At 34.1% G+C, this 23,936-nt stretch carries 19 protein-coding genes and 3 pseudogenes; 6 read left to right on the forward strand and 16 right to left on the reverse strand.

Going from position 1 to position 23,936, the window contains the following annotated elements; all coding sequences use genetic code 11:
- Positions 1-663: 663 nt before the first annotated feature.
- Complete coding sequence (locus SBL15_RS06015; RefSeq protein WP_107609753.1) at positions 664-2,445, reverse strand: cation:proton antiporter; 1,782 nt, start codon at positions 2,443-2,445, stop codon at positions 664-666.
- 253 nt (positions 2,446-2,698) lie between these two features.
- On the opposite strand from SBL15_RS06015, the gene SBL15_RS06020 reads away from it, so the two are divergent.
- Positions 2,699-3,736 carry a hypothetical protein gene (locus SBL15_RS06020; protein WP_390894803.1) on the forward strand — a complete coding sequence of 346 codons (1,038 nt, stop codon included), beginning with the start codon at positions 2,699-2,701 and terminating at the stop codon, positions 3,734-3,736.
- Between the two features lie 61 nt (positions 3,737-3,797).
- Here SBL15_RS06020 and mhqD read toward each other — a convergent pair whose 3' ends face one another.
- The 4 genes from mhqD to mhqR form a co-directional block, all read right to left on the reverse strand.
- A complete protein-coding gene (gene mhqD / locus SBL15_RS06025) occupies positions 3,798-4,391 on the reverse strand; it encodes a methylhydroquinone degradation carboxylesterase MhqD (protein ID WP_107611640.1) in 594 nt (197 codons plus the stop codon).
- Between the two features lie 15 nt (positions 4,392-4,406).
- On the reverse strand, positions 4,407-5,312 hold the full coding sequence (locus SBL15_RS06030) for a VOC family protein (RefSeq protein ID WP_053016123.1): 906 nt from the start codon (positions 5,310-5,312) through the stop codon (positions 4,407-4,409).
- 14 nt (positions 5,313-5,326) lie between these two features.
- On the reverse strand, positions 5,327-6,295 hold the full coding sequence (mhqE, locus tag SBL15_RS06035; protein ID WP_317955459.1) for a ring-cleaving dioxygenase MhqE: 969 nt from the start codon (positions 6,293-6,295) through the stop codon (positions 5,327-5,329).
- A gap of 63 nt (positions 6,296-6,358) precedes the next feature.
- The gene (gene mhqR / locus SBL15_RS06040; RefSeq protein ID WP_011274878.1) at positions 6,359-6,793 is read right to left on the reverse strand and encodes a MarR family transcriptional regulator MhqR; all 435 of its coding nucleotides are present in this window, start codon (positions 6,791-6,793) and stop codon (positions 6,359-6,361) included.
- Between the two features lie 177 nt (positions 6,794-6,970).
- On the opposite strand from mhqR, the gene aldA reads away from it, so the two are divergent.
- Positions 6,971-8,398 carry an aldehyde dehydrogenase gene (gene aldA, locus SBL15_RS06045; protein WP_107611638.1) on the forward strand — a complete coding sequence of 476 codons (1,428 nt, stop codon included), beginning with the start codon at positions 6,971-6,973 and terminating at the stop codon, positions 8,396-8,398.
- 48 nt (positions 8,399-8,446) lie between these two features.
- On the opposite strand, the gene SBL15_RS06050 is transcribed toward aldA, so the two are convergent.
- Positions 8,447-9,409, reverse strand: a complete 963-nt coding sequence (locus SBL15_RS06050) for a metal ABC transporter solute-binding protein, Zn/Mn family (RefSeq protein ID WP_107637949.1) — start codon at positions 9,407-9,409, stop codon at positions 8,447-8,449.
- A gap of 173 nt (positions 9,410-9,582) precedes the next feature.
- On the opposite strand from SBL15_RS06050, the gene SBL15_RS06055 reads away from it, so the two are divergent.
- On the forward strand, positions 9,583-9,864 hold the full coding sequence (locus SBL15_RS06055; RefSeq protein WP_053016119.1) for a GNAT family N-acetyltransferase: 282 nt from the start codon (positions 9,583-9,585) through the stop codon (positions 9,862-9,864).
- 238 nt (positions 9,865-10,102) lie between these two features.
- Complete coding sequence (locus SBL15_RS06060) at positions 10,103-10,909, forward strand: VOC family protein (RefSeq protein ID WP_107611636.1); 807 nt, start codon at positions 10,103-10,105, stop codon at positions 10,907-10,909.
- A 352-nt stretch (positions 10,910-11,261) separates the two neighbouring features.
- Here the strand turns inward: SBL15_RS06060 and SBL15_RS06065 are convergent.
- The 3 genes and pseudogenes from SBL15_RS06065 to SBL15_RS06075 all read right to left on the reverse strand — a co-directional run bounded on the left by SBL15_RS06065 (position 11,262) and on the right by SBL15_RS06075 (position 14,800).
- Positions 11,262-12,190: pseudogene (locus SBL15_RS06065) on the reverse strand (phosphate/phosphite/phosphonate ABC transporter substrate-binding protein).
- Between the two features lie 219 nt (positions 12,191-12,409).
- Positions 12,410-13,903 carry an aldehyde dehydrogenase family protein gene (locus SBL15_RS06070; RefSeq protein WP_107611634.1) on the reverse strand — a complete coding sequence of 498 codons (1,494 nt, stop codon included), beginning with the start codon at positions 13,901-13,903 and terminating at the stop codon, positions 12,410-12,412.
- Between the two features lie 240 nt (positions 13,904-14,143).
- A complete protein-coding gene (locus SBL15_RS06075) occupies positions 14,144-14,800 on the reverse strand; it encodes an NAD(P)H-dependent oxidoreductase (protein WP_107611633.1) in 657 nt (218 codons plus the stop codon).
- 318 nt (positions 14,801-15,118) lie between these two features.
- Between SBL15_RS06075 and SBL15_RS06080 the strand changes: the two genes are divergently transcribed.
- Positions 15,119-16,111, forward strand: a complete 993-nt coding sequence (locus SBL15_RS06080; RefSeq protein WP_037538390.1) for a D-lactate dehydrogenase — start codon at positions 15,119-15,121, stop codon at positions 16,109-16,111.
- Between the two features lie 60 nt (positions 16,112-16,171).
- Here SBL15_RS06080 and SBL15_RS06085 read toward each other — a convergent pair whose 3' ends face one another.
- Both SBL15_RS06085 and srtA read right to left on the reverse strand, forming a co-directional pair.
- Positions 16,172-16,969 (reverse strand): Cof-type HAD-IIB family hydrolase, encoded by a 798-nt coding sequence (locus SBL15_RS06085; RefSeq protein WP_107611632.1) that lies wholly within the window; start codon positions 16,967-16,969, stop codon positions 16,172-16,174.
- A gap of 269 nt (positions 16,970-17,238) precedes the next feature.
- Entirely contained in the window at positions 17,239-17,841 is a 603-nt protein-coding gene (gene srtA, locus SBL15_RS06090) for a class A sortase SrtA (RefSeq protein ID WP_053016113.1), read from the reverse strand.
- Positions 17,842-17,999: 158 nt separating this feature from the next.
- On the opposite strand from srtA, the gene SBL15_RS06095 reads away from it, so the two are divergent.
- A complete protein-coding gene (locus SBL15_RS06095) occupies positions 18,000-18,494 on the forward strand; it encodes a GNAT family N-acetyltransferase (protein WP_107611630.1) in 495 nt (164 codons plus the stop codon).
- Positions 18,495-18,606: 112 nt separating this feature from the next.
- Here SBL15_RS06095 and SBL15_RS06100 read toward each other — a convergent pair.
- The 5 genes and pseudogenes from SBL15_RS06100 to xylB form a co-directional block, all read right to left on the reverse strand.
- Positions 18,607-18,774, reverse strand: a pseudogene (locus tag SBL15_RS06100) (hypothetical protein); the annotation flags it as partial.
- A gap of 323 nt (positions 18,775-19,097) precedes the next feature.
- Positions 19,098-19,994, reverse strand: coding sequence for an L-serine ammonia-lyase, iron-sulfur-dependent, subunit alpha (gene sdaAA, locus SBL15_RS06105; RefSeq protein WP_011274864.1), 897 nt, complete (start codon positions 19,992-19,994; stop codon positions 19,098-19,100).
- A gap of 13 nt (positions 19,995-20,007) precedes the next feature.
- Positions 20,008-20,694 (reverse strand): serine dehydratase beta chain, encoded by a 687-nt coding sequence (locus tag SBL15_RS06110; protein WP_011274863.1) that lies wholly within the window; start codon positions 20,692-20,694, stop codon positions 20,008-20,010.
- 2 nt (positions 20,695-20,696) lie between these two features.
- A complete protein-coding gene (locus SBL15_RS06115) occupies positions 20,697-21,743 on the reverse strand; it encodes a PTS sugar transporter subunit IIC (protein ID WP_016930797.1) in 1,047 nt (348 codons plus the stop codon).
- Positions 21,744-22,155: 412 nt separating this feature from the next.
- Positions 22,156-23,643: pseudogene (gene xylB / locus SBL15_RS06120) on the reverse strand (xylulokinase).
- Positions 23,644-23,936: the final 293 nt, after the last annotated feature.

Here is a 23,936-nt window from a genome sequence, read left to right on the forward strand (position 1 = left end):
TATTCAAAAAATTAAAATTGAACGGTTTAGTTAAGTAATGCTTATTTTATTTGTAAATGCTTGACTAATCGTAGGAAAGGGGAGTAGGACAGAAATAATATTTTCTCAAAATTTATTTCGTTGTAACCCCAACTTGCTTTGCTTGTAGAATTTCTTTAAAAAATTCTCTTTGCTGGGGCCCCGAACCCCAACTTGCATTGCTTGTAGAATTTCTTTAAGAAATTCTCTTTGTTGGGGCCCCGAACCCCAACTTGCTTTGCTTGTAGAATTTCTTTAGGAAATTCTTTTTGTTGGGGCCCCGCCCGCAAGGATGACTAGAACTGAAAAAAGCTTGATTCAAGCGCATTTTCAAATCACTCAGCTACTGACAAAATGATAAAGTAGGCTGAGACATTTTTTTGTCCCAGCCCTTTTTAAATTTTATTTATTCTTAATAACAGATAGTAATGCACACAAATAGGTAGGGAGTGGGACAGAATTCTTATTAAATTCGTCGTCCCACCCCCGCAAGGATGACTAGAACTGAAAAAAGCTTGATTTAAGTGCATTTTCATTTCAGTCAGCTACTGCGAATTTGCAAAATAGCATCATCATATTATTTATGTCCCAGGCTCTTAAAGAACTACTTTACAATCCTCTAATTAAACATAACTTGAACTATATTCAATACACATCTCTTAAGATGCCATATGTACCTTGATCATATTGTGGTATAGGTTTAGTACTTTTATTAAATGAAACAACACTATTATCATCAACGTGATAAATAATCATATCGTGATCAGTAATTGTGTCGTATTCCTCTGCAAGTACCTCCACAATATTCTTATTACTTATCGTATTATCAAACCATCTTGGACTGTGTGATTCATCAAATAAAATATGATTACGTAACGGACCATTTAAGTTATTACGTGCCTGTTCATCAGTAAATGACACTGGCATCATACTTACATTATTCAATCCAAACTCTGGTACCAATTCATTAAACGCTAAACTATTAAAAATAAACGACTTAGTCATTAATAGACATTTATTATAACGAATTAAATCCGCATATATTCGATCACTACTTGATAATAAATTCCCCTTAAACACTTCAAAGCCAAGTTCTTCTGCCTTCTCCGACGTATTCTCAAACAAATTAAATACCATTATAGGAATATCATGTTCATGCAATTTCATCCCTAGATGGAATGAAAATTCACTCTCTCCTACTATAATAACGCCAGGTGGTTCTGTACTCGCAAGTCCTAGCAACTTACTCAATGGCGTAAAGCTAAAGCCGTAAATAACAACCGTAATAAACACTAATCCAAATGTCACTGGCGTGATATAACTTGCCATTTTCACATGATCATCCATGAATAATCCTCCAAAGAATTGTGCCACAGTTAAAACGACAATCCCTCGAGGTGCCATCATTGCTACAATAGCGCGTTCTCTTTTCGTGATCTCTGTACCTATTGTTGATAATAAAACAGAGATTGGACGTACCAATACAATCATTGCAATCGCAAAAATCACTAATTGCCATGACAAGACATCCATCAATACAGATGACGTTAATGATGAAGTGATTAATATAAAGACGGTAGATACAAGAATTGATGATGCATTTTCAATGAAATGATCTGACTCCTTGTAAATTAAATCATGTCTCTTATAACGTGCCATCATTAAGCCGAAAATGGTAACGGCTAATAATCCGGATTCTTGTAATATTTGGTCACAAATACTAAAGACTAATAAAATAAAGACTAACTGAATCGATGGCATCAAATTTTGCGGAATAAAATCACGTTGAATTAACCAATTGAAAACGAATGATGCTCCGAAGCCAATAATGGCTGTTATAACCATTTTCAAAATAAAGATGAGAATAACTTGGACACCAAAACCTTGCTCAAATATTTGATAAATATAAAACGCTGTTAATGCGAGTATCGGTCCTATTGGATCTAATATGATACTTTCCCATCTTAAAATAGAGTCAACACTCTTACGCACCTTTGCTTGCTTAAGAAGTGGCTGAATGACGGTTGGGCCTGTAATTAAGAATAATCCGCCCATCACAACCGCAACAGAAATTGGAAAATCTAAAATTTTATGTAATGCAATCGCACCGAGCACCCATGATATAGCTGCGCCAACGGTAATAATTCGAATGACCGCTTTAGAAATGCCTCTTAATTCACGAAAGTCTAAATTACTACTTCCTTCGAATAAAATGACAGCTACAGCTAAAGACACAATCGGACTAAATACTTCAGCTCCCAATGTTTCTTGAGGGTTAACTAGTCCCAATATCGGTCCAATCAATAAGCCCACAATCGACATGACTACAATTGATGGCCATTTAATCTGTGTCGCTAACCATTGACTAAATATGCCTAATGCTAAAAATAAGACAATGATTAACATGACAGGTAAATCTAATGACATACCTACACCTTCCTCAATAAGATTCAACTTTTTTAATACTGTGTAATACTATCAAACTTTGATTAAGCCTGCATTATTATTTTATAAACAACCTGTTAATGCCTTTTTCGGACACACAATGTTCACTTCGAGTAAACTTTCCTGTTTATTTCTAGTATCTTTTCATCTAAAATAGGTAATTGCGTTTAAATATATGAATTTAGAAATGATTTGAAAGGAAATTTTAATTGTGCAACTTTTTAAAGAGAGTATCATGGTAGCTTTCGCATTTGTTGGTGTTGTCGTTGGTGCTGGTTTTGCTACTGGTCAAGAAATATTTCAGTTCTTCACAAGTAATGGTATCTATAGCATCTCTGGCATTATTGTTACCGGTTTGATTATAACGCTAGCAGGCGTGTTCGTATTAAACACTGGCTTTGTCATTCAATCTCATAACCATTCTGAGTCTATTCGATATTATTTACATCCAATCATTGCACGTATCTTTGATATTATCTTAACTCTATTCTTATTCTCCTTAGCGATGATTATGACTGCGGGTGGTGCGTCAACTATACATGAAAGTTTCGGATTACCTTATTGGTTGAGTTCATTAATTCTAGTGTTAGTCATTCTTATGACGCTATTTCTTAAATTTGAACGTCTGATTACGGTATTAGGTATGGTTACACCGTTCTTAGTCATTGTTGTTTCTACTATCGCTATCTATTATTTTATAACAGGAGATTTAAATTTTAGTGCGGCCAATCGTTTCAATAAACAACATCAATCGCTATCACTTGGTTGGTGGTTTGATGGGTTAAATTATGCAAGCCTACAAATTGCAGCCGCATTTAGTTTTTTAAGTGTTATGGGCGATCGCATGCAGCATCGTCAGTCTGGCTTATGGGGTGGCCTACTTGGCGGCATCATTATCACATTACTGTTATTAATGATTAATTTGGGCCTTGTTACAGAATTTGAACATATTCAATCTGTCGCATTGCCGACACTATTAATCGCAAGTCACATTTCACCATTATTAGGTACAGTGATGTCGATTATAATGGTTCTTGTTATCTATAATACGATTGTTGGTCTTATGTATGCATTTGCTTCTCGTTTTACAGAACCATTTTCCAAAGGGTACTTTGTACTCATTATTATAATGGCTATCATCACGTTTATATGTACATTTATCGGTTTCATTTCTTTAATTGGAAAAGTCTTCCCAATTATGGGATTATTTGGCTTCATACTCCTTGTCCCAATTTTATACCAGGGGTTTAAACACTTAATATTCTCTAAATAAATTAGGAATACATTAAAATGGACACAAAGATGCGAACCTTACATCTTTGTGTCCTTTTCCATTATGAATTCAGTATTTCTTGACCTTTCTGTAATCCAGCTTGTGTAATTTCATGACTATTGACCCATACTTCTGTAACCTGTGCACCCAGTTGCTTAAATAAATTAATAACATGTTCACTTTGATCAATGGATACGATTGGATCATTTTTTCCCATTGATAATAGAACGTCTACATCACTCATATCTTTGCTTGTTGAAGCGTCTATTGGATAAAGTGGTGCAAATAGTAATGCTTTTTTAAACGGTGCTGTGTCACGTAACATTAAGTTAATCGCAATATTTGATCCATTAGAGAAACCAACTAAAGCCGTTCTATTCAATTCAAATTGATACTGTTCAGCCGCTTCATAAATAAAATTTAACAGCCGTTGACCTCTATATTCTAAATCTTCCTCATCGTATACACCTTCAGCAATGCGTTTGAAATAACGATTCATACCATTCTCATTGACTTCTCCACGAATACTTAACAAGTTATAGTTAGGATTTAAAGCTGTTCCAAGTGGAATAAGATCTGTTTCATCCCCACCAGTCCCATGTAACAAAATTAGCGTAGGTGCGTTATCCTTACCTGGTCTATAAATATGTTCCATTTGTCTCACCTCTCCTTAGTACTCATTTAATTTTATTGGCATTAAATGACCTTCTATTTCATATCTTCTTTCTTCGTAAAATGGCGGTAACTGTAGTTGTCTACCTAAATCATCGACGTTTTCATCAATCGTGAAGCCAGGTCCTGCAGTTGCAAATTCAAATATTAAATTGCCAGGTTCTTTCATGTAAATCGCATGAAAATAGAATCGTTCTTTCACATCTGTTACATGCAAGCCTTTATTAAGAAGATAATCACGCCATTGTACATGTACCTCGTCATTTGGTACTGACCATGCAATATGATGGAAGATGCCACCACCCCAACGAACAGGTTGTGGGTTTACAAACTTTTTCACAATAATTTGATGATGCACGCTACCACTCGTTTGATAGTGAACATTGTCATCTGTTTCTTGAATATGTTCTAACCCTAAATCATTTTGCAACAATGCTTCCGTAGCTTGAGGATTAGCTGATAGCATTGTTACGCCATGAAATCCTATGATGTCATTGTTAACACGTTCTTCATCACTTTCAACCATCGCTAATGTTAATCCGTGAATGTCTTCAAATTCTAACGTTGTTTGATTGAATGATTCAGTTTGACGTGTTTGAATCCCATTCATATTTAATTTCATTTCCCAATGTGACATGCTATCTTTTGGTATTCTAAACGCTAATCGTCCAACCTGACCTGAACCGATACGACCTCTATATTGATTTGGCCAATTAAAGAAAGTAAGTACCATATCATGTTGCGCTCTGTCATTTGAGAAATATAAGTGATATGTTTTTGTATCATCATAATTTACTGTCTGTTTAATCAAAGTTAAATTTAATACATTTGTATAGAAATCATACGTTTCTTGAGCATCTCCTACAATCGCTGAAATATGATGAATGTGTGTAATTGGTTCCATAATTCAATACCTCCCTATTTATAACTTTTTCCAGTTGTATCAAACGGACGAACTTGCGCTTCAATCGCTTCTCTTTGTTCCTCTAAAAATGGTGGAAGTGATAATTTCTCACCTAGCGTTTCATAGGGTTCATCACCCATAAAACCAGGTCCATCAGTTGAAATTTCTAACAAAATATGACCGATTCGTGCATACAACGCTTCAAAATAAAAACGATTGACTAAACCGGAGTTTGGTATGCCTAGTTCTTGATATTTCTGCATCCAGTGTTTAATGGCCTCATAATCTTTCACTCTAAATGATGCATGATGAACTTCGCCATATCCTTGAACGGCAACTAGTCCCTCTGAATCCTTTCTTAAAATAACTTGACCACCATTACCACCTTCACCGACTTCAAGCAATGCTACATCTTCTTCATTCATAATTGTTCGCATTCCATATACATTTTCCAATAATTGTTTGAAATCCTCGAAGTAACTAACCGTAATTTCGATTGGTCCTAAGCCATAAATTGCTTTATCCTCTGGAACCGGCCCATTCTTCCATGGTTTACCTGGTGAGACACCGCTGTTGCCTTCATCGGATACTAATTGATAGTCTTGTCCATCCGCCTCTTGAAAAGGCAATACCTTCTTACCTAACACGTTTTGAATACCATCATGTTTTATACCAAACGCTTCAAACTGCTTCATATAGTATGTTAATGCTTCATCACTTGGAACACGAAACGATGGTTTAGTAATCGAATTGGTACCTTTACGTCCTTGAGGAATGCCAGGAAAATCAAAGAATGTCATATCTGTACCAGCTGTCCCCTCATCATCTGCAAAAAATGTATGATACGTTTGAATATCATCTTGGTTTACTGTTTTTTTAACTAGTCTCATACCTAGTACTTCGGTAAAAAATTTATAGTTACGTTCAGCATCATCTGTAATTGCAGTTACATGATGAATACCTAATAAATCATGTTTAGTCATATTAAAAACCTCCATTTATTTCGATTTCGAGATAATTTTAGTTATAAATAAAAGTGCACCGATTTACACTTCAGTAGATTGTGCACTTAATTTTTTGAATGCTTGTTGAATCGTTATCAATTCTTCTTCTGATAGAACTGAGAAGGCTTGTTCCAACGTTGAGGCATGTTGTGGAAATATATCTGCCATAAATTGTTGACCTTTGTCAGTAAGTGTTGCGTTATATACACGCTTATCTAATGGATCTTTATCACGTGTAATCCAACCTTTGTCTTCTAATTGGCTCACAACGTATGAAATACTACTACTCGCGATGAGCACCCTATCTCTAATACGTTGAATAGGTTGTGGACCTTTACTATAGAGTAACTCTAACACTGCAAATTCCGTCACGTTGAGCCCGTAATTCTTCACATCTTGTTGCACGATTTTTTCTAATGTATCTAATGCTCTATTTAGACCAATAAATGCTTTTAATGAATGTTCTGTGCGATCCATTTACTCACCACCTTTAATTTATTTCGATTTCGAGATAAATTGTACACGCGTTTCAATTAATCGTCAATATGTTAGCTCTATTATAATTTCAATATCTATTTATTTCTATCTTTTTTCAAAATGAAATAAGCATGAAAACGGTTGTTACAGGGAATACAAACATTGGAGGTGTCTCAAATGACCAATCAATTATTTATAAATAATGAATTTGTAGAGAGTAAATCTAGTGACACGATGGAAGTCATCAATCCTGCTACAGGAGAAGCATTTGATACCATTACTTTCGCAACTGAGGAAGAAGTTAACGAGGCAATCGAAAAATCTAAACATGCACAACTTGAATGGGAAAAAGTACCAGCACCAACACGTGCAGAGCATGTAAAATTATTAATTCCTTTATTAGAGCAAAACAAAGATGAACTTGCCCAATTATATGTTAAAGAACAAGGTAAAACATTAGCACAAGCTGAAGGTGAAATCGATAAAGCTGTGCAATTTATTGATTATATGACAAGTTTAAGTATGCGTAATAAAGGCGAAGTACTACAAAATAGTGTTTCGAATGAAATGATTCAATTAATTAAAAAGCCAATTGGCGTAACTGCAGGTATTGTGCCATGGAATGCACCAATTATGGTCTTAATGCGTAAAGTGATTCCAGCACTAGTAACGGGATGCTCAATCGTCATTAAACCAAGTGAAGAAACAACATTATTAACGTTAAGATTGGCTGAGCTATTCCGTGCCTCAACGATTCCAGCTGGTTTAGTTCAAATTGTGCCTGGTACTGGCGAAACAGTTGGCACACAATTAGCCACACATAAAGATGTACAACTCATTTCTTTAACAGGAAGTATGCGTGCTGGTAAAGCAGTTTATAAGAATGCAGCAGATACAGTAAAAAAAGTGAATCTTGAATTAGGTGGTAACGCACCTGTCTTAGTTACACCTCATGCTAACCTAGACAAAGCGGTGGACTACATTGTCACAGCACGAATAAATAATGCTGGTCAAGTATGTACTTGTCCAGAGCGTATCTTTGTTCACGAAGATGTTCATGATGACTTTGTAAACAAGGCTAAACAACGTATGAGCGACTTACAAGTCGGCGACCCATTAGACGATAACACCGATTATGGTGCTATTATCAATCAAACACAGTTGGACAGTATTGATGATAAAGTGCAAGAAGCCGTTAATAATAGTGCAGACTTAGTTTTAGGTGGCCATAAATTAGATCGCGCTGGTTACTTCTATGAACCTACAATTCTTGATAATGTTAAAAAAGATGACAGTGCCTTTAAAGAGGAAATTTTTGGTCCTGTTCTAGCAATTACAACTTATAATGATTTCGATGAAGCAATTGATGCCGCAAACGATACAAATGCAGGTTTATCTTCTTATATCTTTTCAGAGAATTTAAAAGAAGTGATGGAAGCTACAGAACGTTTAAAATTCGGTGAAGTTTACGCTAATTGCGAAGCAGAAGAAGTTGTTAATGGTTACCATGCTAGTTGGAGAGAATCAGGTTTAGGTGGTGCAGATGGTATTCATGGTTTCGAAGAATACTATAATACAACGGTAAGCTATATTAGATATGAATAAATAGGTATAAAATATCCCCATCTCCTAATGAAAGGATTGGGGATATTTTTATTGATTCAACGCTTTATCCAACGCTTTAATATTCTTTTTCATGATTGATTGGAAAGTTAAATCTTTGTCGTTAGCTTGTTCTTTAGATAGCACAGACAAATTATTAAAACTTACTGGTTCTGCATTGGTTTCATCACGAATGACATCAGTTATCTTTGAAGTGATATTCTGTTCGTAAAGGATATAAGGTTGCTTCGATTGATTGATTTGTTTAATAAGCGCAAGAATATCCTTTTGACTAGGCTCTTCGTTATTCATACCACTGACACCCTCTTGTTGAAAGTGATAGCGCTCTGCTAAATAACCTAATGAATCATGAGAGATGGTTACTTTTTGTCTTTTAGGATTTTTAGTAATTGTTTTCAAATTATTGTCTAAATCTGTTAAATCTTGATTTAATTTCTTAAAATTTTGTTCATAATATGCTTTGTGTTGAGGATCTCTTTTAACTAAATCATTCTTTATTTTTTCTGCAAAATGCTTGTCTAAGACTGGGTCAAGCCAAACATGCGGGTCGTGACTTTCCTCTTCATGACTATGATGGTGGTCGTGATCTTCATGATCATGGTCTTCTTCAAGCAATGTATGATGATTTAAATCAGCTGCAACTGCTAATTTCATATCATCGTTGGTCATTGATTGCGTAATCGTCTTCGCCACTGGATCTAAGTCATCACTTGAATATATAAATAGATCACTTTTAGCAATATTAATCATATCTCTTTGAGTTGGTTCATATGTATGGGTGTCTGCACCTGGAGGATAAATCGTATCTACATTGACATATTTGCGACCTATTTGTTTGGTGAAACTTTCAAATGCAAATACTGTAGTATAGATATTTATTTTATTGTTGGTTGAAACATCTATCTTTTTCGCATCCGAATATTGACCTGTGCTACAAGCTGATAAAGCAATACAAATGCACAGGACGATAATGAGATAGCCAATCCTCTTCACACAGAACCCTCCAAAGCGTAATAAATTCGTTTTTAACTATATCTTTAATAATGTAATAATGCAATATCTATGTTTATTATATTATTTAAGATTAAATATTTAATTATAAAATGTTTTAGATTTCTTCAAAAGTGATAGATAGTAATATGACATTATTAAAGGAGTGACGTTTTATGGCACAAGAAATTAAACAAGGACATCAACAATTTTATGTTGGCGAAGATGAACAAAATGCTCAAGCTGTCATTACGTTTAAACAAGTAGATAATAATGAAATCGATATTGACCATACTGGTGTAGCTGATGAATTAGGTGGTCAAGGTTTAGGTAAACAATTAGTTGAAGCTGTCGTTAATTATGCACGTGAAAACAACTTAAAAATCATCGCATCTTGTCCATTTGCGAAAGACGTTCTAGAGAAAAATGATGATTATCAAGATGTTTATTTAGGATAATCTATTTCATATTCGTTGACTTACAATTTGAAGTTAACTGAAATGTTTTACAGAATTAGCTTTTAGGCTTGAATGAGGTTTTTATACACCTTTATTTCATTAGTCTAAAAGCTTTTTTGTATGCTTTTAAAGTTTTAAAGCAACTGTCTTGATTAATTTAACAATTAGTAGTATATTTATTATACTTAATATAAATAATAAATAAAGATGACTTATTCATCTTAGGAGACACTACATTATGAATGCATTTCACACTATTGAAGCAACACAAGTTACTAATATTACATTAAACGTTGAAGACTTAAATAAAATGACAAACTTCTATAAAAATATACTAGGATTTTCAATTAAAGAACAAGACGACAATCATGTCATCTTTAATGTTGGTGCTAATGGTCATACATTAACACTACATTATTTAGAAGATGGTCGCCGTCCTGGATTTAGAGAAGCTGGTTTATTCCATATCGCTTATTTACTTCCAACACGCACAGATTTAGCAAACTTTTTATTCCACGCTAGTCGTTTAAATGTGCCTGTAGGTGGTGGAGATCACCTTGTAAGTGAAGCGTTATACTTTAATGATCCAGAAGGTAACGGCATTGAAGTATATCAAGATCGTCCATCTGAAGATTGGCAATGGGATGGTAATTTTGTAAAAATGGATACACTTGCAGTAGATGCGGATGATTTAATTGCGCAACGTACTGAAGAAGGTTGGAACGGTTGGCCAGCAGATGGCAAAATTGGACATTTACATCTTAAAACACATGATATCGGGCAAGCACGTGACTTTTATGTGGAACAAATAGGTTTAGAACACATTTCTAATTTCCCACAAGCTTTGTTCATGTCTACTCAAAAATATCATCATCATATCGCTACTAATGTATGGCAATCTAACCAAGCTAGAACAGACAACGAGACTACTTATGGCTTAGTTCATTTCGATATATATAAACCAAATGCTAAAGAAGAACATATTACATCTCCTGAAGGCTTTGATATTACAGTTCACAGTGATACAAGTGTCGTTCCAGGATAGAATGATTCATATTTGGCATCGTTTATAAAACATGTCATTTTAAATAGATTTGGGGCGGGACAGAAATAATATTTTTCCAAAATTTATTTCGTGGTCCTGCCCCGACAACAAGGTTGACTTGAATTAAAAAGAAGCTTGCTACAAGTGTATTTTAATTGAGTCAACTACTGCCAATATATATTTGTACAGTCTGGGACATAAATAATATAATAATGCTATTTAGCAAATTCGCAGTAGCTGACTGAACTGAGAAGGCGCTTAAATCAAGCTTTTCTCAGTTCTAGTCATCCTTGCGGGGGTGGGGACGACGAATTTTAAAAGAATTCTGTCCCACTCCCTTAATCTTATATTTTTATTCCTCAACAAGTTTTCTATACTTTCTTACTGTATCAAAGTCACTATCTTTTGCTTTTTCATAGCCTTGATGCCCATAAATATCTGTAAGAATTTTCTTACCCTTTTCAGATTTACTAATATCTAAAAAGGCATTACTGATTTTTGTTTTCCACTGTTTACTCATATCACCACGCACAGAAATCGTATCATTTGGTATCTTATCCGTGCGATAAATCACTTTAGTGTCTTTATATATTTTTGGATAATCTTGCTTTAAATCAGCACGTGCATCTTGATATGTAGCTACAGCATCCACATCTCCGTTTAATAATGCAATCAATGCTTGATCATGCCCTTTAATTTGAGCAATTTTGATATCATTCTGATTAACATTAACTTTTTTTAAGCTTGCCATTGGAAAATATATCCTGAAGTAGATTCTGGGTCTTGTAAGCCTACTTTGGCCCCTTTTAAATCTTTTAACTTATGTAAATGACTGTCTTTACGAACTACGATTTGTGAGCGATAATAATCGACTAATTTATTAGTTGGATTACCTTTATTATCTACTAAATAACCTTTGGACTTCAACAGAACATCTGCAGCACCTTTGTCATGTGCGATGGTATAAGACACTGGTGAAATAAATGCAACATCCACTTTCTTTGATCTTAAAGCTTCTACCATTGCATTATAATTAGTTGCCACATGTACTTTAACTGGAATGCCTAATTCCTTTGACAACTGTTGCTGTAACGGTTTCACTTTAGCATTCAACGTTTTTGAATTTTGGGATGGTACAAATTCTACTTTTAATTCTTTTGGTTCATGGTCTTTCGAATGTTTCTCATCATGTTTAGAACAACCACTCAGGGTGAGTACTAATACTATAAAACTAATTAATAATACATGTAATTTTTCATTATTTTTCCTTTTGCAAAATATAGACTTTAAAGACTTAAATTGTATTATAACTTATTTAATTTAAAAAAAGTCTCAATCTATCAATTTCTAAATAAAACTTTTACAATGTGCAATTTGTAACTAAATCATATACGCTTATCTTTTAAACTCATAAAAAGAGCTACCTGCAAAGTCTCAGCTTTGCAGATAGCTCTCATTCAATTTAAATGATATTCATTTTTTATTTATAAACTAACTATCTTAGTATAATCCTTTTGTTTGATTGCTAGTATCAATGAAGATATTTTTAACTTGTTGATAGTTTTTAATAGCGTCTTTATAAATTTCACGACCGATACCAGATTTTTTATATCCACCGAATGGCGCACCAGCTGGGAATTGGTTATAAGTGTTAATCCAAATACGACCAGTTCTCATCGCTTTAGCAACATTTAATGCACGGTTAATATTAGTCGTAAAGATACCACCAGCTAAGCCGTATTCTGAATCATTCGCAATTTTAATTGCTTCAGCTTCATCTTTAAATTTTTCTACTACTACAACTGGTCCGAAAATTTCTTCTTGTGCTAATTGATGACTATTATCTTTAATTTCGATGATTGTAGGCTCGAAGAAGTATCCTTTGTCACGTCCATTATCTGTTAAGCGATGACCACCTGTTAAGATATTTGCATTTGAATCTTCTTCTGCAATTTTTACGTAGCTTTCAATTTTTTCAAGTTGTTCTGGGCCAGTTTGAGCACTCATTTTAACGTCTTCATCAAATGGGTCTCCCACTTTGATATTTTCGAAAGCTTCTTTTAATTTAGGCATTACTTTATCATAAATTGAAGATTGTACTAATAAACGTGAACCAGCACTACATACTTCACCTTGGTTAAATAAAATACCTAATTGCGCACCTTCAACAACTTGATCTAAGTTTGCATCGTCAAAGATGATATTAGCACTTTTACCACCTAGTTCTAATGTAGTTGGAACGATACGTTCAGCACCTGCTTTCGCAACGCCGTAACCAACGTCTGTTGATCCTGTAAATGATAATTTGTTTACACCTTCATGATTGAAGATTGCATCGCCTGATTCTGAACCTTTACCAGTTAATACGTTTACGACACCTTTAGGTAATACTTCTTGGAAGATCTTCGCAAGTTCAATTAATGATAACGGTGTAGAAGAAGATGGTTGAATCACAATTGTATTACCCGCAGCTAATGCTGGTGCTAATTTCCATGACGCTAATAAAATTGGGAAGTTCCATGCAACTACAGCACCAACAACACCTACTGGTTCATTGACAACTAAACTCATTGTATTCTCATCAATTTCATTGACTGAACCTTCGTCTGTTGTTAATACACTCGCAAAATATTTAAATTGATTTGCTGTTAATGGCACATCAATTGTTGACGTTTCTCGATAAGGCTTACCATTTTGTAACGATTCAATTGTCGCGAAGTGTTCCACTTTTTCATGAATTCGACGACTAATTTCTAATAAATAGTCCGCACGTTCTTCTTTAGATGTTTTACTCCAACTGTCAAAAGCATCTTGCGCAGCTTGTACTGCTTTATCAACATCAGATTTACTTGCTTTAGCTACTTTAGCTAAATCTTCACCATTCGCAGGGTTAGTTACAGTTAATGTGTCTCCACTTTCGCTTGCTTGAAATTCACCGTTGATAAATAAACCGTATTGTCCCTCTATGAAATCTCTAACGTTTACTTTTGCCATTTTTCATCATCCCTTTATATAAATTTATGAAAAACCTTATGTGCGTTGTGTTTACATCGTAATGTAAGCGTTTACTTAAAACTACTATCATTTTACCTTATTTACATTTTTAAATACACTAACTTGCTTGTAATATTTTTCCGTGTATTAAGCTCTTTAAACATCATTGATTCTAATTATAGAATCTATCACTTATGGATAATAAAAAAGAGAGTCTTTGCTCTCCTTTTTGATTCTATATTAAATCCATTCAATAACGTCTTCGGCGGGTTGACGAACTTTATCTTTTGGTTCTTCTTTTCGATAACCAAATGCAACCATAACTGATGGTGCGAAATGTTCCGTATCGATAACTTTTTCTTCAGCTAAGATTTCAGTAACTTTATCTAAATCAAATCCTTCCATAGGACATGAATCAATTCCTAATAATGCTGCTGAAGTCATCATGTTAGCTAATGCAATGTAAGTTTGTTTACTTGCCCAGTCTAATAACGTTCGCTCATTATCGTTAATATGGAAATTCGTTTGGAAATTATTAAATTTATCTTCAACTGCTGGAATCGTACTTTCTTCGTATTTTTTAATACCTCGAATTATATGTTGTACGTATTCTGAGTCTGCAGTGACATTTTTGCGTGCAAGAATAATAACGAAACGACTTGCTGTATTTAATTGCTTTTGTGCTCCCCAACTGTAAGGTTTTAATTTTTCTTTTAAATCTTCATTCTCAATAACAACAAAACGCCAAGGTTCTAATCCTAGTGAACTAGGTGATAAACGACCTGTTTCTAATATTGTGTGGAAGTCTGACTCACTAACTTTCTTTTCAGGATCAAATTCCTTTGTTGCATGTCTAAAATTAAATGCGTTGATTATTGTCTCTTGCATTGAACTCATGAAATATATCCTCCTTAGATAGTACTAATTTGATTATAAAGTACGTTTCCTTTAGCCTAAAGTTATACGCTTACAAAACTTATCATTAAAAAATAAATGAAAATTTACTATTTTTATGTGAATTTTTTAACAATCGAAAAATAAATTTCATATTGCCTATTGATTTGTGAATAAATTCACAATATAATATATTTGTAAGTTAAGTAATAGAGATGTTTTAAATCATTATTCCTATTAATAATTCACATTTCTATAGACAACTTAAGAAAACTTATTTATTAATTATAAATTCATACAAAATGAAGTGAGGTTATTAAAATGACAAAAATTATGTTTTATGGAACTCGTGATTACGAGAAAAATGACGCTTTAAACTGGGGTAAAGCGAACAATGTTGAAGTTGTTACAACTGAAGAAATTTTAAGTGAAGATACAGTTGATTTAGCTAAAGGTTTCGATGGTGTTACTACAATGCAATTTGGTAAATTAGCAGACTCTGTTTACCCTAAACTTGAAGAATATGGTATTAAACAAATTGCTCAACGTACTGCTGGTTTCGACATGTACGATTTAGAGTTAGCTAAAAAACATGGCATTATCATTTCAAATGTACCTAGTTATTCACCAGAAACTATTGCTGAATATTCAGTTTCTATCGCTTTACAATTAGTTCGTCGCTTCCCTGCAATTGAAAAACGTGTTCAAGAACATAATTTCAAATGGGCTGCACCTATTATGTCTACCCCTGTTAAAAATATGACAGTAGCTATTATCGGTACAGGACGTATTGGTGCTGCAACTGGTAAAATTTATGCTGGTTTCGGAGCTAAAGTTGTAGGTTATGATGCATACCCTAACAATTCATTAGACTTCTTAGAATATAAAGATACAGTTGAAGAAGCAATTGCTGATGCTGATATCATTTCATTACATGTTCCAGCGAATAAAGAAAGTTTCCACTTATTCGATGCAGATATGTTCTCTAAAGTTAAAAAAGGCGCAGTATTAGTTAATGCGGCTCGTGGTGCTGTAATTGATACACCTGAATTAATTAAAGCTGTTAATGACGGTACATTATATGGTGCTGCTATTGATACTTATGAAAACGAAGCGCCGTACTTTACTTATGATTGGACAGGAAAAGAGATCGAAGATGAAACTTTATTAGAATTAATTAAACATGAAAACATTTTGGTCACTCCACATATCGCATTCTTCTCTGATGAAGCTGTGAGAAATTTAGTTGAAGGCGGATTAAACGCAGCATTATCAGTTATTAATACTGGTAAATGTGAAACTCAATTAAACTAAGATATGTGTTTAATAAATAAAAAGGAGAATTCTCAAAGTTGAGAGTTCTCCTTTTTTAAGCTATTTTAATACTTCTTGCTCTATAATTTGTAATACCCCTTGCTCATCATTACTTGGAGCAACTGCCTTGGCAACTTCAAATAGTGATTCATCATGACTATTAGCCATTACATAACTGTGCTCGGCTAATTCAAGCATGTCCTTATCATTGTTAGCATCTCCAAATGCCATCAAATCAGAAGCAGACATATGCCACTCTTCCAATAAACGTTGAAGCGCTTGTCCTTTTGTCATATTAGGCATAATAATATCAATACTATCATGTCCACTCGATACAAGTTTAATAGTATTGCTAAACTTTTCTTCTAAATCAGTATCAAGTGTTGAATGCGTATCTCGATTAATATTTAACGCAATCTTGACATATTCATCATCCGGTAATGGTTGAAAAGAATCAATTTCCTCTAACTGATGATAGTAGAAATGCGCATCTTCCTTAAATGCTTCACTCGTGTCTTTCAATATATAGGCACTCTTTAATCCGCAAACTATAAATTCTTTAATATTTCTATCGATATTTAAATAATCGACAACTTCTTTGTAGTCTGTTTGATTGAAGCTTCGATAATTATATAAGTCTTTACCTTTGTAAATAACCGCACCATTTTCAGAAATAAAGAACATATCTCTTTCTCCAAATATAGATTGTAATTTAGCAAATTGATTTCCACTTGCAGCAATGAATTCTATATTGCGTTCTTTCAATGCTTTAAATATCTTCTCAAAACGGTCTTTATCATAATTCTTTTTAGAATCTAAAAATGTACCATCCATATCTACTGCAATAGCTTTAACCATGTGCAATCCCCCTAGTCCGTTGTATTCACATTTATTATATATGTCATCTAATTAGGGTTGAAGTTCACACTAACATGATGAAACTATATTCACATTCTGAAATTAAATACAATTAATAAAAATAGCATGATGATTTCTAATGCTAAATTTAAAGGAGTGACACAAGATCTATATTAGACGTCTTGTATCACTCCTAATGACTTAGCATTTATGTTTTATGTAACGATTGGTATTTATTAAAGATCTATTTCAAATTTTTTAAAATATATTTATTTAACTTGTTTCGCTACAAAGATTTTACGTTTTTCCCAAACACCGGTTTGCTCATTGTAATCATCACATGTGATTAATGTTAATTGATTCTTTTCACCTTTGTGTTCATCTAATACTTCAACTTCGTCTGGATTGACATCACGTATACTAGTCATTTTATATTCGCGTGTTTCATTTCCTATCTTGAAGTATACTTTGCTACCTTTTTTAGCTGCTTTTAAGTTTGTGAATTGGTAATGTGGTCTATCGGTAAATGTATGACCTGCGATTGATATATTTTGATCACTTAGCGATTCATCTTTCTCAGCGAAACTTACACCACGATTTAACTGTTCTGGTGTCGCTGGTCCAGGATACACTGGTTCTTTAATCTCTGCATCTGGCACTGATATATACCCTGCCATTTTAGTTTTATCCTTAGGAATGGTTGGTGTTTGTTTATTGCTAGACTTATCCTGTTTATCATATTGTTCTATTTTGTTGTCGTTATCTTTTTCATGTAAATAATTATCGATATGTGGTTTAGCAAATAGATACACTGCTACTAAGATGAGTATGACACCAAGTATCGTCATCAATCGATTAATCCAATTCTTCATTATGTGTTACTCCTTTAACGTGGCTTTCTTAGGTCATAGTATATCATGTTTATTTCGTAAGTTTAATTTAATTTATCGTGTCATATTTAATTACATATAGTTGCAACAATTGAAATCTCGTTTTAAACTGATACAAACTTAGAAAAGTAGGTGCCATAATGATTAGAGAAGCAAAAATTGAAGATTTACCGGCAATACTATCAATCTATAATGATGCAATATTGCATACTACAGCTGTTTACACATACGATATTCAAACTTTAGATGAACGTAAAGCTTGGTTTGACATGAAGAATAAAGCAAATGAACCTATATATGTATTTGAACAAGCTGGCAAGGCTGTTGGTTTTGCGACTTACGGTCAATTTAGAAACTGGCCGGCTTACTTATATTCTATTGAACATTCGATTTACGTAGATAAATCAAATCGAGGCAAAGGCATTGCTTCTCAATTATTACAACATCTTATTGAAGATGCTAGAGATAAAAATTATCGTACTATTGTAGCTGGTATCGATGCTTCCAATGATAGCAGCATCAAATTACATGAAAAGTTTAACTTCAAACATGCAGGTATCATTCAAAATGTTGGCTACAAATTTGATCGCTGGTTAGATTTAGCTTTTTACCAATATGATTTGCATGACAAATAAAAAAGTAAGTGAGTCCCTTTTACTCACTTACTTTTCTTTTATCGTCTTTTTCAAAAAAGTCTTCCTTCTCATGAAAGAATTCTTTCTTAAATAAAGTTTCTATTTGTTTCCTCTTTTTCTCCGCAATCACAAAACCCACATAATAAAACAGGAATACAATAATCATACTTAGTGACATTGATTGTAATAAGAGATTCTCCCATGTTCCCTCAACTGTCCATAACTGTGTAATGGTTGTGTTAGTCACGAATATAAAAAAGATGATACATAACCTTAGCATATCATCATCCCCTTTTCGGCTATTTTAAACGTATTAGTGAAATTTTGCAATAACTTTTTTAATTTTCTGATAAATATATGGAAGTAGAACATATCTAATATATTCTCAAAATTGAATTCGTTTTAACCCCAGCTTGCTTAGCTTGTATAATTTCTTTATGAAATTCTCTTTGCTGGGGCCCCGACTAGATTTGAATATACATAATTCAAAGCATTTTCAAATCAGTCTGCTACTGCCAGAATGATAAATCTGTCATAAGGATTAAAAAAGCCATTCTCAAATGTCATATTGACATTTAAGAATGGCTTCTAATTTAAGTTATATTATGAAAAGCTATTAACTTCAGCTTCACCAAAGATTTTACGTTTGATTGCTTCACCTGTTGGTGTACCTGCTAAACCACCAAGTCCTGTTTCTCTTAATTCAGCTGGTAAGCCACGTCCTACTTTATCCATAGCTTCGATAACTTCATCTACTGGAATTCTACTTTCAACACCAGCTAATGCTAAGTCTGCAGAAATTAATGCGTTACCAGAACCAATTGCATTACGCATTACACAAGGAATCTCTACTAAACCTGCTACTGGGTCACAAACTAGACCTAGTAAATTACTAATCGCTAATGCCATAGCGTGACCAGATGCTTCCGGTTCGCCACCGAAGATTGATACTGCAGCTGCTGCTGCCATTGCTGAAGCTGAACCTACTTCTGCTTGGCAACCTCCTGTAGCACCTGCAACACTTGCATTGTTAGCAACAACGCGACCAAATAATGATGAAACGAATAAGAAATCAATCATTTGTTCTTCTGTAAGGTCATGTGTTTTTTCTAATTTAAATAATACGCCCGGAATCGTTCCGGAGGATCCAGCTGTTGGAGTTGCACAAATGATACCCATAGCTGCGTTTACTTCATTAGTAGCAACCGCACCTTTAACTGCTTCAACCATTTCATGTCCTGATAAGGCATGATTATTCTCGTTATATTTAGCAAGTTTAATGGCATCTTGACCAGTATAACCTGTTACACTTTTAACGCCTTCGCCAGTTGATCCTTTAATTACGGCATCTCTCATGACGTCTAAATTTTGTTTCATTGTTTCTCTAACTTCGTCACGCGTCTTGCCTGAAAGTTCCATCTCTTCTTGAATCATAATATCTGCAAAAGACATTTTATTTTCGACTGCGTAGTCTATAGTTTCTCTAATTGAATCAAACATCTTTAATCCCCCTCTATTTAATATAGGATATATTTAAGTGACTATATTTTTCTTTAATTTGATCTAACGTTGATTCAGATAATGCTTTGTTTAGTGGTAATACTGCTAAACTAAAATTATCGCCCGTTTGTGTCATTTCCTCTTTAATGTCTGCACCAAGTTCATTCACATCATTGATAAAGTGATTAACTTCTGATTTATTTGCCGCTCCATCCATTTCTAGGATAGGTAAACCATAGTTAAAATCAATGTCTAGTCCTTCTACACTGATGCGTTTTAATTTGATTGTACCGCCACCAATTGAGTTACCAATTACTTCGATGTGACGACCATTTCCTTCTGCAACAAGATACGCACAGTTAGGATGCTCACCAATACTGTCGCCTTCTTCTTCGATAATATTTACTTCGATGTTTTGATCTTTTGCGATTGCTAATGAACTCTTAATACGACTATCGAATGTGCTATAGCCCATTGCACCACCAACGATAGCTAAATCTGTACCGTGTCCTTGATGTGTTTGAGCAAAGGATTCGTAATAATGAATTGTTAATTTATCTGGCTGCATACCACCTAATACTGCATAAGCAGCATTACCGATTTTAACTGCACCTGCTGTATGAGAACTTGAAGGTCCCATCATTACAGGGCCAATAATATCAAATGCACTTTGATAATCGTAGCTTTTTTTAGTAGCCATAATTAAACACTCTCCTTAGGTTGTTTCTGTTTACTAGGCAATTTTATACTCATATTCATTAGGTTGAATTTTTTAATTAACGTACTGAAGATAAATGCTAATACCACACTTACTACTGCAACGACGATGATTGTAATAATTGATTTTGTAGCATCGTTAAATCCGAATAATACGATTGCACCTGCAATTGGTGTTGCCATACCTTTAACACCGATTACGAGTCCACTAAATGTAACGATACAAGCGTTTACAACACCGATAATTGCGTTCGTGCCATATAATTGTAGAGGGTATTTTGCGATTAAATCGATTTGTGTTAATGGTTCAACAAATACTGCGAATGCTTTTGATTTACTTCCGCCAATATTAAGTCTGCTAAATAATACATAGTTAACAAATGATGAACCAGTACATGTTAAAGCACCGATAGCCATTGGTATACCAGTTAGTCCTAATAAGCTAGTTAATACCATTGAACTTAGTGGTGTCATACCCGTTACTGGAATTACTAATCCTAAAATAATTGCTAATGCGTATGGATTGCTGTCTCCTACTGATGTAACTGCACCACCGATTTGAGTTAATACAGCCATAACCCCTGGGCTAATAACTGTAGCTAAGCCAAATACAAGTGCTGGAGCAATTAAAATCACAGCAATTAAGTCCAACCCTTCTGGGACTTTTTTCTCGATAAATTTAATACCGAATGAAATAATATACGCTGCTATAAATGCTGGTAATAATTTAAAGTCGTGTAATACTAGTCCTATGATTACTGCAAAAACAGGTGAGATGCCCATTTTCAAGCCAGTTAAGATACCTACTGCAACACCTGCAAGGCTTCCTGCTAAATCTCCTATTGTTTGTAAAAACTCGATATGGAATACGCCACCAATAGCGTAACTTAGAAATGCTTGTGGTAAGAAAGTTGCACAAGCAGCTCCTGATAAAGCTTGTAGTCCTTGTTTACCATATGGCGCAAAGTTTAAGAATAGCGTCATAACGATAAGCACTAATACGAGTGTTCCTACTCCTAAAATGATATTCATTCCCCAAAACCTCTTTCTATTTATTTAACAACCATAGTCATACTACACCCTGTAGAAAACGATTTCAAGACATATTCAGTGACAAAAAAATAAAATTGTGAAATAAATCACATTTAGAGACTTTTTGAGGTTAAAATATTTTTAGTTTTAAATTTTTTGAAAATAAATAAATAATATGTGTTATTTTACACTAACGCAAACTGCTTTGTAAACCTTTTCAACAGCGTATTTATTATTTGAAATTTCGGTTAAATTGTATACATTTCTTTGTTGATATTTTCACTTTAACGTGACAACTAATCATTACATAACAAATTGCTCACATTTAAAATTGTTGCAAAATTGAAACGATTTAGTTTTAAACATAATAAAGCTGGAACAACCATTGCTGCTCCAGTTTATTATGATTGAATTAATCTTCAATTTTTAATAATGCTTCAGTTAATTGATGTGTTTGACGGTAAATATCTTTATATACTTTATAATATGCTTCATATTGTGCGTGTCTTTTAGCGTCAGGTTCAAATGTTTAAGCAATATCTATAAACTTATCTACACATTCATCGAAACTTTCGAACCATTTCAGTCCATATGCTGCAATCATCGCAGCGCCCATGCTAGGCCCCTCTTCATGTTTTAGCTTTCTTATTGTAGCATTAAAGATATCTGCTTGCATCTGCAACCAAAATGAACTTTTCGCACCGCCACCAATAGAAGTAATATGCGTAATCTCTTTACCAGCTTCTCGCATTAATTGTATAGAGTCATATAACGAGAAGGTAATACCCTCTAATACTGCTCTAGCAAAATCCGCCCTATTATGGCTACCACTAATACCAATAAAGCTTCCTCTTATAAATGCATCTCCATGTGGCGTCCGTTCGCCTGCTAAATAAGGTGCGAATAATAAGTGATTAGAACCAATCGTTGACGTACTTGCTTGTTGAGCGATATCGTCAAAGCTCTCATGTTCAAAGAACGTTTGTTTAAGCCAATTTAAACTGTAACCTGCTGCTAAGGTTACGCCCATAGCATAGAATGTTTGTGGAACGCTATGATCAAAGAAATGTATGTTGTTCTTGTATTCAGTGTAGCCTTCGCTCTCAACGTTGAGTACAACACCTGATGTCCCGATACTACAAAGCGTATCGTTACCATTAATGATACCTGCACCAATGGCACCACATGCGTTATCTCCACCACCAGCATAAACCTTCACAGGAGCTTTGAAACCAAGCTCTTGTTCTAATTCTGAACGTACTACTCCAACTTCCTCTGTTGAACGTACTAAAGGTGGATAAATATCACCGATGCCTAATCGTTCACCTACATCTCTAGTCCAATCATGTGTTTTTGGACTTAATAGTAATGTACTGGCTGCATCAGAATATTCCATGTGAATATGACCTGTTAAACAATAGCGTACGTAATCCTTAGGCAATACGAAGACACTTACTTGTTCCCAAAGTGATGGCTCATTTTGTTTCATCCAAAGCATTTTTGGAAGTGTGAATCCTTCAAGAATAGGGTTACCATTCAATCTTTCTCCATATACTTCTTTGATTTGCGCACATTGTTCAGAGTTACGGGTATCATTCCATAGAATGGCATGTCGTACAGGTTTATGTTCGCTATTTAATGGCACTAAACCATGCATTTGTCCTGAGAACGAGATCCCTTTGACAGTATAATTCGCCATTTCAGGCACTTCATTAATATATTTAATACCTTTCTTAACCGCTTCAAACCATTCTTCAGGATCTTGCTCACTATAACCGGCACGATCTTGTATCAACGTTAAAGGTTCACTCGTTGATGCAATTACTTCTCCTTGTCGATTAACAGCTATAATTTTAACTGCACTCGTACCTAAGTCTATTCCTAATACTACATCTTCCATAACCATTCCACCTTTGTCCATCATTATAAGAGGCGCTCATCTTACATATCAAGTAAACAATTCAATATATATTTATTTTATATAATTTTAATATTAAATTCTATAACCTATATATTCATCATATCGATTTTAATGATAATTTCAATAGTAAACTATGATTTCAATTCTTATCCCTTTATTCCTATTTAGAAAAAGGGAGTGGGACAGAATTCTTTTTAAATTCGTCGTCCCACCCCCGCAAGGATGACTAGAACTGAAAAAAGCTTGATTTAAGCGCATTCTCAGTTCAGTTA

The sequence above is a fragment of the Staphylococcus sp. NWU MKU2 genome, from assembly GCF_033283605.1.
Classification (GTDB): domain Bacteria; phylum Bacillota; class Bacilli; order Staphylococcales; family Staphylococcaceae; genus Staphylococcus; species Staphylococcus haemolyticus.

Bases quoted from the DNA above. Each gene is read 5' to 3' on its own strand.
- SBL15_RS06015 (WP_107609753.1), bottom strand. From the start codon at position 2,445: ATGTCATTAGATTTACCTGTCATGTTAATCATTGTCTTATTTTTAGCA.
- SBL15_RS06020 (WP_390894803.1), top strand. From the start codon at position 2,699: ATGGTAGCTTTCGCATTTGTTGGTGTTGTCGTTGGTGCTGGTTTTGCT.
- mhqD (WP_107611640.1), bottom strand. From the start codon at position 4,391: ATGGAACATATTTATAGACCAGGTAAGGATAACGCACCTACGCTAATT.
- SBL15_RS06030 (WP_053016123.1), bottom strand. From the start codon at position 5,312: ATGGAACCAATTACACACATTCATCATATTTCAGCGATTGTAGGAGAT.
- mhqE (WP_317955459.1), bottom strand. From the start codon at position 6,295: ATGACTAAACATGATTTATTAGGTATTCATCATGTAACTGCAATTACA.
- mhqR (WP_011274878.1), bottom strand. From the start codon at position 6,793: ATGGATCGCACAGAACATTCATTAAAAGCATTTATTGGTCTAAATAGA.
- aldA (WP_107611638.1), top strand. From the start codon at position 6,971: ATGACCAATCAATTATTTATAAATAATGAATTTGTAGAGAGTAAATCT.
- SBL15_RS06055 (WP_053016119.1), top strand. From the start codon at position 9,583: ATGGCACAAGAAATTAAACAAGGACATCAACAATTTTATGTTGGCGAA.
- SBL15_RS06060 (WP_107611636.1), top strand. From the start codon at position 10,103: ATGAATGCATTTCACACTATTGAAGCAACACAAGTTACTAATATTACA.
- SBL15_RS06070 (WP_107611634.1), bottom strand. From the start codon at position 13,903: ATGGCAAAAGTAAACGTTAGAGATTTCATAGAGGGACAATACGGTTTA.
- SBL15_RS06075 (WP_107611633.1), bottom strand. From the start codon at position 14,800: ATGAGTTCAATGCAAGAGACAATAATCAACGCATTTAATTTTAGACAT.
- SBL15_RS06080 (WP_037538390.1), top strand. From the start codon at position 15,119: ATGACAAAAATTATGTTTTATGGAACTCGTGATTACGAGAAAAATGAC.
- SBL15_RS06085 (WP_107611632.1), bottom strand. From the start codon at position 16,969: ATGGTTAAAGCTATTGCAGTAGATATGGATGGTACATTTTTAGATTCT.
- srtA (WP_053016113.1), bottom strand. From the start codon at position 17,841: ATGAAGAATTGGATTAATCGATTGATGACGATACTTGGTGTCATACTC.
- SBL15_RS06095 (WP_107611630.1), top strand. From the start codon at position 18,000: ATGATTAGAGAAGCAAAAATTGAAGATTTACCGGCAATACTATCAATC.
- sdaAA (WP_011274864.1), bottom strand. From the start codon at position 19,994: ATGTTTGATTCAATTAGAGAAACTATAGACTACGCAGTCGAAAATAAA.
- SBL15_RS06110 (WP_011274863.1), bottom strand. From the start codon at position 20,694: ATGGCTACTAAAAAAAGCTACGATTATCAAAGTGCATTTGATATTATT.
- SBL15_RS06115 (WP_016930797.1), bottom strand. From the start codon at position 21,743: ATGAATATCATTTTAGGAGTAGGAACACTCGTATTAGTGCTTATCGTT.